This is a genomic window from Rhizobium sophoriradicis, from assembly GCF_003939025.1.
Taxonomy (GTDB): domain Bacteria; phylum Pseudomonadota; class Alphaproteobacteria; order Rhizobiales; family Rhizobiaceae; genus Rhizobium; species Rhizobium sophoriradicis.
Map to the genome: position 1 here is coordinate 33990 of NZ_RQIH01000019.1, position 15736 is coordinate 49725.

The window sequence follows — 15736 nt, forward strand, 5'->3', positions numbered from 1 at the left end:
GAACGATTACAGCCTGGCGGTCAGTTGACCTCTCCTCATTTCCGTGCTGCATTAATTAGATTAAGTTACTTTGATTTGATGTCAAGCCAGAGCTTTGGGAGGATCGAGATGCTGGCGACATTCAACACCAGCTAGCGCGCCGCCGGCGAAAATCGAGTCGACTTCGCGAGGGCTGCGCCGGTCCGGCACGTTCGTGCGTCTCTCCTAGACGCGCGGCGCAGCCGCCCGCAATTTTCCCGAGGAAGAGCCCGAGCGATCGCGGATGGCCGTGACCGCAAGCGGTGGTTTTTGCCCGGCGGCTGCCGGAAATCCAACTCTGTGGAGGAGAAGATGCGTTTACTCATTCTCGGCACCGGCGGCATGGCCAACCAGCACGCCGCACGTTTCAAGGCGATCGAAGGCGTCAGCGTCGTCGGCGGCGTCGATGTCGTTCCGGAGCGGCTCGCGGCCTTCTGCACTGAACACGGCATCGCCAATCATTTCCTCTCGCTCGAGGATGCGCTTGCCTGGGGCGAGTTCGATGCGGTTGCCAATGTCACGCCCGACAGCATCCACCACCCGACGACGCTGCAAGCGATTGCCGCCGGCAAGCATGTCTTCTGCGAAAAGCCGCTCGCCACCGATGCTGTCAAGGCCATGGAGATGACCGAGGCGATCGAGCGGGTGGGCAAGGTCGGCATGGTCAACCTCACCTATCGCAATTCGCCGGCGCTGCAGAAGGGACGGCAGATGGTGCTGGCCGGCGAGATCGGCGCGGTGCGCCATGTCGAGGCGTCGCATCTGCAAAGCTGGCTGGTCGGCCGCCACTGGGGCGACTGGAAGAGCGAAAGCAAATGGCTCTGGCGGCTGAGCCGGAAGCACGGCTCGAACGGCGCGCTCGGCGATATCGGCATCCACATCGTTGATTTCGCCTCCTACGGCTCCGGCCTCGAGGTCGCCCACGTGTTCGCGCGGTTGAAAACCTTCGACAAGGCGCCGGATCACAGGATCGGCGAATACGATCTCGACGCCAATGACAGCTTCACGATGAATGTCGACTTCACCAATGGCGCGATCGGCACGATCCAGGCGACGCGCACCGCCGCCGGCCAGATGGATCAGCTGCGCCTCAGGGTCTATGGCGAAACCGGCTCGGTCGAGATGATCTACGACACCGGCAATTCGACGCTGCGCGCCTGCATCGGCGAGGACGTGCACACCGCCACCTGGCGCGACGTGCCCTTCGATCCCGTCGAGACCAATTATCAGCGTTTCGTTCAGGCGGTGCGGGCGGGCAAGACCCAGGAGCCGTCCTTCCGCCGCGCCGCCAACATCCAGAAGGTGCTCGACAAGGCGCTGGCCTCAGACCTCAGCCACAAAGACGAGGCGCTCACTTAGGCCGAAGCCGGCGGCAACAGCAGCGTGTTGAGGAAGGGCAGTAGCGCCGCACCCAGCGCCACGCCGCCCCCGCTGAAGCTTGCCGGCCGCATCGGTGAAATCCACGGCGTGATGATCGGGCGCGTCGACGTATCGCGCCGCTCGATCGAAAGCTGGTGGATCAGCGCTTGGATCACGCCCTGCGGCAGATCTCCGCCGATCATGACGGTGCTCGGGGCGAGGAAACCGGCCATGGCGATGATCGGATCGAGCAGATGGCCCGCGGCCTCGCGGATCCATTGCGACAGCAAGGGACAGGAGAATTCCTCGCCCTTCAGCAGCCGGGCGAAGTCATCGTCGCCGATGCGCGCGCGCAGGGAGCTGAAGCCGACGACGTCATTGAGCTGGACATTGTCCGGCCCGGTCAGCATTTCGCCGATACTGCCCGCCCGCCCGTGCACGCCGGAATAGGGGACGCCGCGGATGAGGAAGCCCGCCTGCACGTCGTCGTCGATGATGATCATCGCGAGCCCGCCCTCCGGCAGGGCACTGCCGATCGTGCGCTCGGCAAGAAGGCCGGCTGTGCATTCGTTCTCGACATAGGGCCGCGCGATCGTCGCCATCGTGGCGATCGCGTCGCTCTCATCCTCCGTCCACTCGTTGGCGGCGATGCCGAGCCCGATGACCGGCAGACCGGCATGCCGATCGACCATGTCGCGGACGGCTGCTTGCACCAGCCTGACCTTGTCCGCCGGGTCCACATCAAAATAAGCCCGCTCATGCACCTGGCCGCTCAGATCGACGAGCACCATCTCGCCGCGCCGCTTGCGAAGCTTGAGCCCGACAGAAAAGGCGCCTTCCGGCCGCAGCGCAAATTCCGTCGCCGTCGCGCCGCCGCCAAGCCCGATGCGGCGGTTCGAGGTGACGAGCTTCTCCTCCGCCAGCCGCCGCAGAATATTGGTGATGCCCGGCCCGGTCAGCCCGCTATGTCGCCCCAGCTCGGTGCGCGTCAGCGGCCCATGCCGGCGGATCGCTTCCAGGATGACGCGAATATTCCGGTCGGCGATCTCGCCCGACCTCAGACCCACCGTTTTGGCGCGCGGACCGCCCAGCTCCTGGGTGTGAAGCCGACGCGGCCCTGACCGAAGATGCCGCATGACCGTCTTTCCTAGAGCACTATTGCGGTGTGTATCACGCTTGTGGGCGTTCGTAACAGTTTTCTGATCGGTCGGGATGACCAACAGGTTCACTTGCTCGAAGCCAATCCAGTGTCATCGGGTGTGGCAGCGCGCTGGCGAAGTCCAGAGCATGGAGGTGAAGGCTCACGTTCTCCTACAGCCCGTATGCGAGCTGGTCACCCTGACATCATAGCCGTCAGGATCAATGAGCCGAAAGTCGCGGAGCCCCCAAGGCTGTTGCACAAGATCGGAAAGCGGCCAGCCACTCTCTTCTGCTGTGCGATAGGTATCCTCAATGTCACCAACGCTCAGGATGATCTCGATGCCGAGGCCAGCTCTCTCGTCGGTTTGGATTCGCAGGGGATGATCGCTAGAAAGAGCGCTTCGCGAATTGATCGCGATCACAGCGTCGCCGTTTCTGAGCATGGCATATTCTGTGCTTGCTGAACCCTGGACAGCAAAGCCAAGAACCCGCCGGTAGAAGTCGAGCGATTTTTCAGGCGCTTCGACAAATAGCTCCAATCTCAACTGCAACTGATTGCCTCCGTTTTGTCGGCGGTGTTCTAGTGTCACGACTTTAACTGGCAAGCTTCCCAGGCTTGAAACATTTCGGTGTGGAGGTTCGCGGATGCGCTCGCTGACTGATTTTATTCCCTGGATACTCGCATTGCCGCCCGCTCTCTGGGAGTTTGCTTATGTGGCCAGACGCTACGGCTGGATCTTGGCTGCCTGCGCTGCCTCAGTTGTCTTCGGCGGGATGTTCTTGTGGATCATTACGCTCCAGGGGGTTGCCGAAGTTGTCCAGTATAGCGCTTTCGGCGTCGTGCAAGCGCTCCTTCTCCTGGTGGGGCCTCCTGCTGCTACTGTTCTTGTGGCGAAGAGGACGGGATTGGCTGCAGGGGTCTTCGCGGGCGTTGTCGTCGGATCCTGCGTGTTTCTCATGACCGCCGCCATCGGAATTGGCATCCACGGGGAGTGAGACATTGCGAATGCCAGTTGGCCAAAGGTTTACCGAGATGGCGGCGACCGATTAGGAACAAAAGACCCCGGCAAGCCGGGCTTGGCAGATAGTCCACGGATTGAATGTCAACTCAACCCGGATTGCGCCCGGAATTTTTGCGACTTCCGTGATTGGTCCTGGCGCGCTCTTTCGAGCAGCGTTTGCTTCTAGTAGCTGCAGGGACGATCGTTGCCAAAGCCGTCGCGGCAGGCAGGTCTGAGGCCATAGTCGACGCTGCCATATCCGACCGAGCCGGTTTGCACCGAGTCGGTTGAGCTGGTCGTGCAGGAGGGCAACGAGACGGCAACCGCGATGACGGCTGCGACGGCTGCCAATGATTTGCGAATCTGCAACATCCCTACCCCTCCTCATCGCCAGCCGAGAGCCGGCGTCGTCAGTGTGATGACCGCGCAGATAGGCCGATGCGGCGATCGGTAAACTGTTGCGCCCGATCAAGATTCCGTTATTCGTTGAAAGGCGTTGGCTTTCTGCCTTGCCCATCCGAGCCAATGATACTGATGGTCGCGTTGCATGACCTCAACAATGCTCCCAACCCGCCGAGGACTCGGATCCTTTCAAGCCGCCTGCTTTTCCACAGGACTTACACAGGCGCGATTGTCTTGGGCCACGATTCTAGACAAGTGTCTCGGCGGAGCTTCGGTGCTAAGGCGACCTGAACATGTACGATATTATTCTTCTTTTCCTGGCCGGCTTGTTGGCAGGCAGCATGAATGCGCTGGCGGGCGGCGGGTCGTTCGTATCCCTGCCTGCTCTGATATCGGTCGGAGTGCCGTCGGTTGCCGCAAACGCGACAAGCACTTTAGCCTTGTTTCCCGGCGGTATGGCGAGCTCGTGGGTCTACCGTGATGGGGTTGGGAGTGTGTGCGGTATCAATGTCGTGGCCATTGCTATCGTGACGGTGTTGGGTGGTGTGGCCGGAAGTGTTCTATTACTTCTAACCCCCTCCAGGATCTTCGATGGAATGCTGCCATGGCTTTTGCTGGTGGCGACATTGATGCTGGCTGCAGGGCCAAGGCTCAGCGCCAAGCTGCAGACGCAGGCACATCCGAGTGTTCTGGCCTTCGCGACGGTCCAGTTCTTTCTCGGTCTTTATGGCGGCTATTTCGGCGGCGCGGTGGGCCTTATGATGCTCGCGGCATGGAGCGTGCTCGGGGGCGGGGAGATCAAGAGCCTGAATCCGACAAGAATGGTAATGGTAACTGCCGCAAACGCGGTCGCCGTCGTCGTCTTCGTACTGGCCGGGGCGATCGTATGGCAACAGTGCATTTCCATGACGTTCGGAGCCGTCATCGGCGGGTGGATCGGAGCGCATGTCGGACGCAGGCTGCCGTCATCGATCGTCCGGATGCTAACCCTCGCGGTCGCCCTTTTGACGACCGCGGTATTCTTTTCGCGAGCTTATCTTTGAGCGGAGGTCCGGGACCCTCGACCATCTGAGGAACTTAAATCCGGCGTTCCGATTGGAAGCGCCCCTCAGCGCGGCATCATGTTCGTCCATGCCGGCTTCGCCATCGTCGTTGGCGGACAGCTCGATCAAGCCGGACTGTCAACACGACCGGTTGAACTTCAGTCAGGCTGCGGCTCGCGGTCAGCCCGGTATCGTCGGTTCCCGGGCTCCTGGCTTGCGCGGGATTCGACTTCTTCAGCAAGGCGATCCTTGATGTCGTCGTGGGCGTCGGATGCAACCGCGACCGCGTGTTGATAGGCGTTTGAAGCCATGGCGGTGCCCTGATCGACAAGTTCAGAGGTCTGTTCGCTTATCGCTTCCTTGGTGGCATCCGATGCTTCGCCAGCGAGTTCATCTTCAATTTCGGTGCTCGGAAGTGCCGCGCCGATCGCGGCTCCGACTGCAAAAGCCAATGCGCCGCCGACCAGCGGTTGATCGCGGAACTGGTGGAGGATCATTGCATTGAGCTTGTTTGTCTGTTCGTGCAGGTTCGTTACAGCAGAAGAGGCCTGGTCGGCGAGCGCACTCGCCGTTCCCGTCGCGCGGTCGGAAACGCCTTGCACGGCAGTCTTGGCTTGCTCCCACTTTTCGGCGGCCCAACCGGATGCAGCGTCCAGGACAGCCCCGCTCTCATCGACAATCTGGTCGACCCGCTTGCCGCTGGCATCGACGAAACCGCGATAGGTCTGGCCCGTTTCATCGACAAAATGACCCGCGCGGCGTCCCGTTTCATCAGTGAGAGCCTTCAGCGTCTTGCCGGTGCTGTCGGAGAAATGGCTGTATCGAACGCCCCCGACGGAGGTCGGCGGCCCAAGGCGGCGCACAGGCCCCTGAACGGGATAGAGGTCGTATTCCGGCTCGGTTGAGTTCGTTGAACCGGTCGCCGATGAAGGAGTGCCTTTGGCCATAAGCCAGGCGAGACCGACGCCCATCAGCGCCACCGGAAGCGGATTTTCCTTAAGCGCTCGGCCGAGGTTTCCGATGAACTCGCTGCCGCCGCTGTTTTTGGCGTAGGCGATAACCTCGTCGACCAGTTGGCCGGGTGACATGCGCTCCTGGATCGCGTTGATACGTTCCCCAAGTCGCTGGCGATCTTGGTCGATTTCGCGCTGAAGCTGCAGCGACGACTTGTCTGAAGACGTTTCCATCAGAGTTTATCCTTCACGGTTTGCACGTCTCGACGAAGCGAAGTCGTGGTGCGTTCAAGGGCCAGATTGCTGCGACGGAAAGCGGCAAGGCCCCGCCGGATCATGATCCAGGCAATAAGGCCGATGACGATGCTGACGATGATCGCAGCGAGCGCACTGGCCGTAGGCTCGCTGAACCCTTGCGCCACGAACAGCGCCGCGACACCGCTGACGACGGCGCTCAACAGCACGCCGACGGCACCGATTGCCAGGATCGTTCCTATCAGCAGGATTTCGACGCCGCTTACGGCGGCAGAGAGCTTCTCCGATGCTTCCGCTTTGGCGAGGTCGATCTCCTTGCGCAGCAGACCAGTAACGTCACTCAAAAGCCCGCCGATCAGCTCGGCCAATGGTGTGTTTTCAGCTGGCTTAACCATTTTGGTTGTCCTTGCTTCCCGAAACGAATGCCGGTGCAGACGGAGCAGTTGTCCGAGCCTTGTCATTCTGTGCTTTGTCGGACCGTTTGGCGGAGGCGGTCAGAAACCGGCTTGCAGTCAGCCCGGCGAGGGCGGCAATTCCCAGAAATGCGATCGGCTGCCTGCGACCGAAATCCTCAGCCAGGATAGCCATCTCCCCGAGGTCCTTGTCCTCCACCCTTCTTGCCGCGCTGGCAACGCTGCGACCGAGTTCCCGAGCGTAGCGGCCGACGTGCCGCTGATCGGAGCTTTCGAGCTCCGCCCCTACCTTCTCCAACGCGGTTGCAATTCCGCTCAGCTGGTGAGCGGCAAAGTGCACCTGCTCGGAAACCACCTCCTTTGCCTTATCCAGGCCGGCGTCGGATGCCTCCTTCACCATCTCCTTGGTCGCGCTGATATCGTCGCTGATCTTGTCTTTCAGCTCAGTGGTCGGAGAGGCGTCCGCAGGCCGACTGCGTTCTCCTTCCGGCGCGGAAAATACGTCAGTCATTGAGGCCTCCATGGCTTGTAATGTGTGCCAGCGCCGAACCTCAATCTTCCCGCTTTGTTCCAGCAGGGTAAGAAGTTCCTCGTCTCCTTCTTCGGTGAGGGCGATTTTGACGCGCGAGGATGTTAGTCCGAAGCTTCTCCTCAGCCGATGGTTGCGATCTAAAACGCCAGTCGCAGCTGCGGTTCTGTTCCTGGGGCCCGCCGTTCCAGCGACGACAGAGTAATGCCGAGCAGCCGGATGCCCTTTGGCGGCGGAAAAATCGGCGCCAGCAGCAGGCTGATTATCTCTTCGAGGTCCGTGATCGCCGGCAAGAGGCCCGGAACTGTCTTGCTGCGGGTGATCTGATTGAAGTCGGCATATTTGATCTTCAGCGTCACCGTCTTGGCGCCGATCCCATTGGCCTCGCAATAGCCCCACACCTTTTCGATCAGCGGCTGAAGACCTTCGCGGGCCGGCTCGTAGGCATGGAGGTCTTTTGAGAAGGTATCCTCGGCGCCGACGGATTTGCGCACCCGGTCCGGCTTGACCTGGCGCTCGTCGATGCCGCGGGCGATACCATGGAAATAGGGTCCTGACTTCCCGAAATGCTCCACTAGGAATTCCAGCGTCTTTCCCTTGAGGTCGGCGCCGGTATCGATCCCGAGCCGGTGCATCTTTTCGGCCGTTGCCGGGCCGACGCCATGGAATTTCTTGACGGGGAGGGCCTCGACGAAGGCCGGCCCGTTCTTCGGTGTGATGACGGCCTGGCCGTTCGGCTTGTTAAGGTCGCTCGCCATCTTGGCCAGGAACTTGTTGTAGGAAATCCCGGCCGATGCGTTGAGGCCGGTGACTTGCTTGATCCTGGCGCGGATCTCCGTCGCAATTTCGGTGGCGATTTCCATGCCCTTGAGGTTGTCTGTGACATCGAGATAGGCTTCGTCGAGTGAAAGCGGCTCGATCAACGGCGTGTATTCGGCAAAGATCTCACGAATTTGCTGCGACACGGCTTTGTAGACGTCGAAGCGCGGCGGCACGAAAATCAGGTCCGGACATTTCCGCTTGGCGGTGACTGACGGCATGGCCGAGTGGACGCCGTAGACCCGTGCCTCGTAGCTTGCTGCCGCCACCACGCCGCGAGCGGCCGATCCGCCAACGGCAATCGGTTTGTCCCGCAAGTCTCGATTGTCGCGCTGCTCGACCGACGCATAAAACGCATCCATGTCGATGTGGACGATCTTTCGGATTGGCGTTGCACTCATCTCGTTCATGGCCGCTTCAGCGATCGCAATGGCATCGGCACCTGGAGATATTTACGCCGAAACAAAAAGAGAACATAGCAGGCTTCAACGCGAGATCAACCATTTCGACAGGCGCCTTGATCCTTCCGTCGAAACCACCAGCCTCCGCAGGCGTTCTCACCCTGTGGAAATCGATCTCAGGAGACCCCCGATGGCGGACGACAGCACCATGACGATCAGAGCGATCTTTGAAACGCGAGAGGCAGCCGATCTCGCCGTCGAACATCTGGTTCAGCAGCACGGTATCGCGAGGCCCGACATTTTCATCCAGTCGGCGACCGATCGCAACACCGCCGGCTCGGCGCCATCGGGTGGCGACGTTTCACATAACGATGGCGTCCGTCGCGACGCTCCGCTCGAAGGCGAGATCGAGGTTTCGGCCGATATCGCATCCAGTCAGCTCGCCGCCGTCCAGCGCAGTCTTGGAGATGCCGGCGCACTGCGGGTTTCACAGCGCTGAGCGGAAAGGAAGCTGGCGCTGGTCTACGTTGATAGGAGTCACAGGTTCATGGCCGACAACCTCTCGAAATACAGGGCCAAGCGCGATTTCAAGAAGACCCGCGAACCGAGCGGGGAAGCGGGCGTCAAACCGTCGAACCGCCGGCGGTTCGTGATCCAGAAGCACGATGCGACACGGCTTCACTATGACCTCAGGCTCGAGCTCGATGGCGTGTTCAAGTCCTGGGCGGTGACCAAGGGACCCTCGCTCGATCCGCATGACAAACGGCTCGCTGTCGAGGTCGAGGATCACCCGCTCGACTACGGCGACTTCGAAGGTACGATCCCGAAGGGCCAATATGGCGGCGGCACGGTGATGTTGTGGGACCGCGGTTACTGGGAGCCGGAAGGCCGCAAGTCTCCGGAAGAGGCTTTGAGGAAAGGCGACTTCAAGTTCACGCTTGAAGGCAAGCGACTGCACGGCAGCTTCGTCCTGGTTCGGATGCGTAATGACCGCGATGGCGGCAAGCGCACGAATTGGCTGCTGATCAAACATCACGACGAACATTCGGTCGAGGAAAACGGTGCGGCGATCCTGGAGGAGAATGCGACCTCCGTCGCATCCGGCCGCAGCATGGATGAGATCGCCGAAGGCAAGGGCCGCAAGCCGCGACCTTTCATGATGGCGAAGGCGGACGTCGAGGCGGACGCCGTGTGGGACAGCAAGCATGGTCTGGCCGCCGACGAGCGCAAGAAGAAGTCTCCTAAGGATGTCGCAACCTCCACGGCGGCCGACCTGCCAGATTTCATCGAGCCGCAGCTTTGCGATAGGCTCGATCGGCCACCCGCCGGCGATGATTGGCTGCACGAAATCAAGTTCGACGGCTATCGGATCCAGATGCGGGTCGCCGATGGAGAGGTGACGCTGAAGACGCGCAAGGGCCTCGATTGGACGTCCAAATATTCTGGGATTGCGGAAGCCGCGTCCGGACTGCCCGACTGCATCATCGATGGCGAGATCTGCGCGCTCGATGAGAATGGCGCACCGAATTTCGCCGCACTTCAGGCGGCTCTGTCGGAAGGCAAGACCGGTAACCTCGTCTATTTCGCCTTCGACCTGCTCTTCGATGGCGGAGAGGACTTGCGGTCGATGCGCCTGTTCGAGCGAAAGGAGCGGCTGCAAAACCTTCTCACCGCTGCCGGCGACGATCCTCGCATCCGCTACGTCGAACATTTCCAATCCGGTGGCGACGCGGTGCTGCGCTCCGCCTGCAAGCTGCACCTCGAAGGAGTCATCTCCAAGCAGATGGACGCACCCTATCAGTCCGGCCGCACCGACACCTGGGCAAAGTCGAAATGTCGCGCCGGACACGAGGTGGTGATCGGCGGTTATGCCAAGACCAACGGCAGGTTCAGATCTCTCCTGGTCGGCGTTCACCGCGGCGATCACTTTGTCTATGTCGGCCGTGTCGGAACCGGCTACGGCGCGAAGAAAGTCGAAATGCTGCTGCCGAAACTGAAGGCGCTCGAGACGACGAAATCGCCTTTCGGCGGTATCGGTGCTCCGAAGAAGCAGGCCGAAGTGGTCTGGTTGAAGCCGGAGCTTGTCGCCGAAATCGAATTTGAAGGGTGGACCACGGACGGCCTCGTCCGCCAGGCTGCCTTCAAAGGCCTGCGCGAGGACAAGCCGGCGAAAGAGGTCGAGGCCGAAAAGCCGGCGCTGCCTGCCCAGACTGAAACCGCGGGACCGGCCGCGGCTGCCAAACATAAGTCTGCCCGCCGCAAAGGCGCGAAGGCCGAGGTCATGGGTGTTCTCATTTCCAATCCCGACAAGCCGCTGTGGCCGGACGCCGGTGATGGTGAGCCCGTCACAAAGGAGGACCTTGCGCGCTATCATGAGACCGTCGGTGCTTGGCTTATCGAGCATATCAAGGGCCGACCATGCTCGATCATTCGAGCACCCGACGGCATTGGCGGCGAGCAGTTCTTTCAGCGTCACGCGATGCCCGGCACTTCGAACCTGCTCGAATTGGTGAAGGTTTTCGGGGACAAGAAGCCTTACCTGCAGATCGATCGGATCGAGGGGCTGGCGGCGATCGCCCAGATCGGCGGCGTTGAACTGCATCCGTGGAACTGCCAGCCCGGCAAGCCGGAAGTACCCGGCCGTCTGGTGTTCGACCTCGACCCTGGTCCTGACGTGCCGTTTGCGACGGTGGTCGCAGCCGCCCGCCAGATGCGCGACCGTCTCGATGAACTCGGCCTCGTCAGCTTCTGCAAGACCACCGGTGGCAAGGGCTTGCATGTCGTGACCCCGCTGACCGCCAACAAACGCAAAGCCTTGTCATGGGCCGAAGCCAAGGGCTTTGCCCATGACGTTTGCCAGCAGATGGCGCGCGACAATCCAGACCTCTACCTGATCAAGATGACCAAGAGTCTCCGTGGCGGCAGGATCTTCCTCGATTACCTCCGCAACGATCGCATGGCGACGGCCGTTGCGCCGCTCTCCCCGCGCGCCCGCGCCGGCGCCACCGTGTCCATGCCGCTTACCTGGGCGCAGGTGAAGTCCGATCTCGACCCGAAGCGTTTTACGCTTCGAACGGTGCCGGCGCTTCTGACCAAAAGCTCCGCCTGGCAAGACTATTGCGACAGCGAGCGGCCGCTGGAACAGGCGATCAAGCGTCTCGGAAAATCCCGACACGCAGCGTGAGCGCGACAAGCGCCGCGCCAGACGAAGAAAACCAGAGACGTCTTCCTCGGCCGCCGCTGTGGGCGTGCGCCGAGGCGCACACGGGCGGCGGATCCTTACGGAACTTCCGGCCGGAGGTGCGCTAGCGGACAGAAACCAATTTCCTCCAGGCGGATTTCATTCTGGACTGGAGGACAGGTGCCACACGACGAACACATATCCGCGATCGCAACTGCGCTTCAACGGCGGCAGGCAATTCTTTTCGTAGGCGCGGGGATATCGATGAATGTCGGGCTGCCTTCATGGACCTGCCTTATCGAACATATGTTGGCGGATCTCGATCTTGCACAGTCGTCGATGGGCCGTGACGCAACGTACCAGGAAATTGCCGAGTACTATCGTTTGAAGCACGGCTCCTTGTCGCGGCTGGTCGATTGGATGAAGCGTGAATGGCAGATCTCTCCGGAGCAACTGAAGAATTCGGAGTTGCATCGGCTTATCGTTGCGCTGGATTTTCCTCTGATTTATACAACCAACTACGATGCCAATCTCGAGCTCTCTTACCAGGCGCTCGGACGACCCTACGCTCGCATTACAAGTGCTAAGGACATCGCAACCGCCACTGTGGGCTTGACACATATCGTCAAATACCACGGGGATTTCTCCGATCCAGATACACTCGTCCTGACAGAGTCGGACTATTTCGATCGACTCTCCTTCGACGCTCCCCTCGACATAAAGTTCAGGAGCGACGCCTTCGCCTCGACCATGCTCTTCGTCGGCTACAGCATGTCCGATTTGAATATCCGCTTCCTGCTTCATCGCCTTTGGTCGATCTGGCAGCAGACCGGGCTGGACCGTCACCGGCCGCCGCTATTTCTGTTCATGCACGAGCCGAGTGAAGTTCAGACGCATGTCCTGAAGAGATGGGGTGTAACCGTCATCTCTGGCGATGGCGAAAGCTCCGGCGACTCCCTTTCTCGTTTCCTCAAGCGTCTGGTCGAACAACGCTCGGAACCGGATCAGTGACACTTCGATTGTCCGCTGCGACGTCCGCAGCCATGGAAGCTGGTGAAGGTCGGGAGCACTGATTGCAAAGGAGCTGCAGTGATGACGACGACGCCGGCAAGACTGGATGCTTTAGTGATCGGGGCAGGACCGGGAGGCATGACAGCCGCTCTTTACCTGGCGCGGCTAAACCGGCGCGTGGTCGCCGTCGATTCAGGCCACAGCCGTGCGCTGCTTATCCCGCTCTCGCGCAATCATCCGGCCTTTCCGGAAGGCATCGAAGGTGGTGAGCTTTCAAGACGCATGAGAACGCAACTGCAGAACTTAGGTATCGAGGTCGTGGCAGCGGCGGTATCGCGGGTGGAGCGGGGGGCTGAAGGCGGCTTCATCGCTGAACTCGCCGGCCGGCCGATATACGCAGAAAACATCATCCTTGCGACCGGCGTCGAAGACAAGCTCCCGCCCATCGGTAAAGCCAGCGACCTCACACGGTCAGGACATCTTCGCCTCTGCCCGATCTGCGACGGCTACGAAATTGCCGGAAGATCGGCGGTGGTGATCGGCGCGACAGAGCGGGCCGCTTCCGAAGCCCTGTTCCTGACATCGTTCACGAGAAGGATCACAATCGCAACGCTCGGCGAAAGACTGGATGTGAAGGACGCTATGATGGCCCGGCTGATCGAGCATGGCGTTTCAATCCGCTTAGACCCGTTGGTACGCTGCTCGCGTTCCGCGGACGGAACCGTCGATCTTATCATGAAGGACGCGGCCACGTTGGAAGGTGTGATCCTATATTCGGCGTTGGGGATTCGTCCATGCTCGCAGCTCGCAGAACAGCTGGGGGCGGAGTTGGAACAGGACCGGCGCATAAAGGTTGATGCACACCAGGCGACCCGGATCCCAGGCCTATATGCGGTTGGCGACGTCGTGACCGGCCTCAATCAACTCGGCGTGTCCATGGCACAAGGCGAAATAGCGGCGGTCGCGGTGCATAACCGCCTGTGGCGAGTGCGAGAACAATAACCTTTCGGCTAGCATGAGCTGCTGCCCGCAAACGTCGAATGGATAGGCTTTGGCCGCATCGCACCGGGATCTGTCCCGCCACCTCAAACCAACGTCTGAAAGCCTCGGGGTCGTCATTGCGGTTCATAACCCGGGAAACATCTGAGCACCTGCGAGTGAATCTCGTCGCCCATGCGCAAGAGCACCGTTGCACGTCAGGTCATGCCGCCAGGACAACGCCTGCCATCGCAATCGCGCATGCGACCCCGAGGAGGTTGAGACCCAGCGAAATGAATTCCGCCATCTCGTGCCGGTGATGACGAGAATGCTCGGCAGTGCCCAGCACCGCGACAGCTCCTCCCACCATCCAGCACATCAGCGTCATTGCGCCTAGAAGCAAGGCTAAATTCATCACATCTCTCGCTCTGTTGCCAAACCTTTCGATCATCGAACCGGCGCATGCCAGCTTTGTTCCATTCTTCGACACTTCGTCGATGAGACACATCGCGGATGAACGGAGGCCTTGAGTCAATCATCCTCCCTCGCAGGCCACGAGTTTTCCGGGAAATGTTTTAGAACGGACTGGAGAAGCGCAACCAGTAGGAGCATTTCTGTAACAATGGAACTAACCGCCTCGGCCGGCGTTCGACGAACTCCTGAGGTTTGAAGCGGAGGGGAATTCCTTTGAGCGAGCTGCAACGTGAGTTCCTCCTGCAAAGAGAGTTTCTGCCGGGACTCCAGGAGGATGAGCGCCTCGAGCCAACGCATGCGCCGCCGTCGGCGGTCTGTCCCGGAAACCTCGAATCGTTGCTGCAGCCTTGTCCATTGGTGGTCGATCTGGACGGCACCCTCGTACGATCAGATCTGCTGATCGAAACCGCTTTCGCCGAACTGGCTCGTCGCCCTCACTCGGCGGTGGATCTCGTCAAGGCCCTGTGCGGCGGGAAAGCCTGTCTGAAGCACCGTCTTTCGCAACCATCGGATTTCGACCCGGCTCTCCTCCCTTATGACGAGGAGGTCTTGACGGTGATCCGGGCCGCAAGGGAGGAGGGACGACCCGTCTATCTCGCGTCAGCGAGCCATGAGCGTCTGGTTTCCGCAGTCGCCGAACATCTCGGCCTTTTCGACGGTTGGTTTGCAACCAACGAAACAACCAACTGCGCTGCCGATATCAAAGCGGAACAACTCGTCGCCGCTTTCGGGAAAGGCGGGTTTGACTATATCGGCAACGACGTGGCCGATCTTCCTGTTTGGCGCCATGCCGCCAAATCCTATGCCATACGGACATCGCCCGCGGTCGCGCAAAAACTCAGCCGGCAGTGCGGCAACGTCCAACATCTTCCGTGTGAAAAGGCGACCTGGCGCAGCTGGGCGCGGCTGTTGCGTGTGCATCAGTACGTCAAAAATGGCCTGGTCTTTGTCCCGCTTCTGATAAATCAGCTCTTCGATATCAACAGCATGGTCAGCGCCGGTCTGGCTTTCCTCGCATTCTCACTCTGTGCTTCCGGCGTCTATATCCTCAATGATCTGGTGGATCTCCAAGACGACCGCGGCCACCGCACGAAATGCCGCAGGCCTCTTGCTTGCGGTGACATCGCGCTTTCGGATGCCATTGCCGTCATCCCAATCCTGCTTCTCCTATCGCTCATGGTAGCCGTCATGGTGACGCCAGGGTTCGTTCTTGTGTTGGCGGGGTATTTTGCATTGACCACCGCCTATTCGTTTCTCTTCAAGCGCAAGATGATCCTCGATGTCGTGGCCCTCGCATCTCTCTATACCACGCGGGTGATCGGAGGGGCCGCAGCCCTCTCTGTGTGGCCATCGCCTTGGCTCCTGGCCTTCATGATGAGCTGGTTCCTCTCGCTCGCTTTGGTCAAACGGTACACCGAGTTGATTGGACGTCGCGCCGCGCGCCTGCCGGACTCCAAGGGCCGGGACTACAGGAAGGCCGACATCGGCATGGTGGGTGCCCTGGCAGCGGGGGCGGGGATGAATGCGCTGACGCTGTTTGCCCTGTACGCCGCGAGCGACAACGCGCGAGATGTCTATGAGCGGCCGGGGATGCTATGGTTCGCCGGACCGGTCCTTGCCTGCTGGATCGCGCGCATCCTCATGCTCGCCCATCGGGGGCAGATGCATGATGATCCGGTGGTCTTCGCTATCAGGGACAAGGTCAGTCTTGCCACGCTAGGGGCCGCCAGCCTGGTCGTCTTTGCCGCGATGTGAGGTG

At 60.6% G+C, this 15736-nt stretch carries 16 protein-coding genes; 8 read left to right on the forward strand and 8 right to left on the reverse strand.

The genetic code is table 11. The annotated features are described in order from the left end of the window. Window positions 1-330 precede the first annotated feature (330 nt). Window positions 331-1377, forward strand: coding sequence for a Gfo/Idh/MocA family protein (locus EFR00_RS27205; RefSeq protein ID WP_077988914.1), 1047 nt, complete (start codon window positions 331-333; stop codon window positions 1375-1377). On the opposite strand, the gene EFR00_RS27210 is transcribed toward EFR00_RS27205, so the two are convergent. Together EFR00_RS27210 and EFR00_RS27215 are read right to left on the reverse strand one after the other, a co-directional pair. Next, a complete protein-coding gene (locus EFR00_RS27210; protein WP_077988913.1) occupies window positions 1374-2513 on the reverse strand; it encodes an ROK family transcriptional regulator in 1140 nt (379 codons plus the stop codon). The two genes, EFR00_RS27205 and EFR00_RS27210, sit on opposite strands and share 4 nt — an antisense overlap. 165 nt (window positions 2514-2678) lie before the next feature. Then, entirely contained in the window at window positions 2679-3068 is a 390-nt protein-coding gene (locus EFR00_RS27215) for a VOC family protein (protein WP_040142327.1), read from the reverse strand. A gap of 94 nt (window positions 3069-3162) precedes the next feature. Here EFR00_RS27215 and EFR00_RS27220 point away from each other — a divergent pair, with 94 nt between their 5' ends. Further along, a complete protein-coding gene (locus EFR00_RS27220; protein WP_009990789.1) occupies window positions 3163-3513 on the forward strand; it encodes a hypothetical protein in 351 nt (116 codons plus the stop codon). 188 nt (window positions 3514-3701) lie between these two features. On the opposite strand, the gene EFR00_RS27225 is transcribed toward EFR00_RS27220, so the two are convergent. After that, window positions 3702-3890, reverse strand: coding sequence for a hypothetical protein (locus EFR00_RS27225; RefSeq protein ID WP_077988912.1), 189 nt, complete (start codon window positions 3888-3890; stop codon window positions 3702-3704). Between the two features lie 323 nt (window positions 3891-4213). Between EFR00_RS27225 and EFR00_RS27235 the strand changes: the two genes are divergently transcribed. Continuing rightward, window positions 4214-4963, forward strand: coding sequence for a sulfite exporter TauE/SafE family protein (locus tag EFR00_RS27235; RefSeq protein ID WP_009987183.1), 750 nt, complete (start codon window positions 4214-4216; stop codon window positions 4961-4963). A 158-nt stretch (window positions 4964-5121) separates the two neighbouring features. Here the strand turns inward: EFR00_RS27235 and EFR00_RS27240 are convergent, their stop codons facing one another. The 4 genes from EFR00_RS27240 to dinB form a co-directional block, all read right to left on the reverse strand. Beyond that, on the reverse strand, window positions 5122-6150 hold the full coding sequence (locus tag EFR00_RS27240; RefSeq protein WP_077988911.1) for a DUF3618 domain-containing protein: 1029 nt from the start codon (window positions 6148-6150) through the stop codon (window positions 5122-5124). Further along, complete coding sequence (locus tag EFR00_RS27245) at window positions 6150-6566, reverse strand: phage holin family protein (protein ID WP_077988910.1); 417 nt, start codon at window positions 6564-6566, stop codon at window positions 6150-6152. The genes EFR00_RS27240 and EFR00_RS27245 overlap by 1 nt, the downstream gene beginning before the upstream one ends. Next, window positions 6559-7095: a hypothetical protein gene (locus EFR00_RS27250; protein ID WP_010058678.1), complete on the reverse strand. Its 537-nt coding sequence runs from the start codon at window positions 7093-7095 to the stop codon at window positions 6559-6561. Before EFR00_RS27250 ends, EFR00_RS27245 begins: the two co-directional genes overlap by 8 nt. Window positions 7096-7253: 158 nt before the next feature. After that, entirely contained in the window at window positions 7254-8342 is a 1089-nt protein-coding gene (dinB, locus tag EFR00_RS27255) for a DNA polymerase IV (RefSeq protein ID WP_077988908.1), read from the reverse strand. Between the two features lie 181 nt (window positions 8343-8523). Here dinB and EFR00_RS27260 point away from each other — a divergent pair, with 181 nt between their 5' ends. From EFR00_RS27260 to EFR00_RS27275, 4 genes are all read left to right on the forward strand, one after another. Next, window positions 8524-8832 (forward strand): hypothetical protein, encoded by a 309-nt coding sequence (locus tag EFR00_RS27260; protein ID WP_040142320.1) that lies wholly within the window; start codon window positions 8524-8526, stop codon window positions 8830-8832. A gap of 48 nt (window positions 8833-8880) precedes the next feature. Next, entirely contained in the window at window positions 8881-11517 is a 2637-nt protein-coding gene (ligD, locus tag EFR00_RS27265) for a DNA ligase D (protein ID WP_077988906.1), read from the forward strand. 177 nt (window positions 11518-11694) lie between these two features. Beyond that, the gene (locus tag EFR00_RS27270; RefSeq protein WP_077988905.1) at window positions 11695-12525 is read left to right on the forward strand and encodes an SIR2 family protein; all 831 of its coding nucleotides are present in this window, start codon (window positions 11695-11697) and stop codon (window positions 12523-12525) included. Window positions 12526-12606: 81 nt separating this feature from the next. After that, entirely contained in the window at window positions 12607-13527 is a 921-nt protein-coding gene (locus EFR00_RS27275) for an NAD(P)/FAD-dependent oxidoreductase (RefSeq protein WP_077988903.1), read from the forward strand. A 199-nt stretch (window positions 13528-13726) separates the two neighbouring features. Here the strand turns inward: EFR00_RS27275 and EFR00_RS33705 are convergent, their stop codons facing one another. Further along, on the reverse strand, window positions 13727-14038 hold the full coding sequence (locus tag EFR00_RS33705; protein ID WP_009987828.1) for a hypothetical protein: 312 nt from the start codon (window positions 14036-14038) through the stop codon (window positions 13727-13729). A gap of 152 nt (window positions 14039-14190) precedes the next feature. On the opposite strand from EFR00_RS33705, the gene EFR00_RS27285 reads away from it, so the two are divergent. Further along, window positions 14191-15732 carry a UbiA family prenyltransferase gene (locus tag EFR00_RS27285; protein ID WP_077988900.1) on the forward strand — a complete coding sequence of 514 codons (1542 nt, stop codon included), beginning with the start codon at window positions 14191-14193 and terminating at the stop codon, window positions 15730-15732. Window positions 15733-15736: the final 4 nt, after the last annotated feature.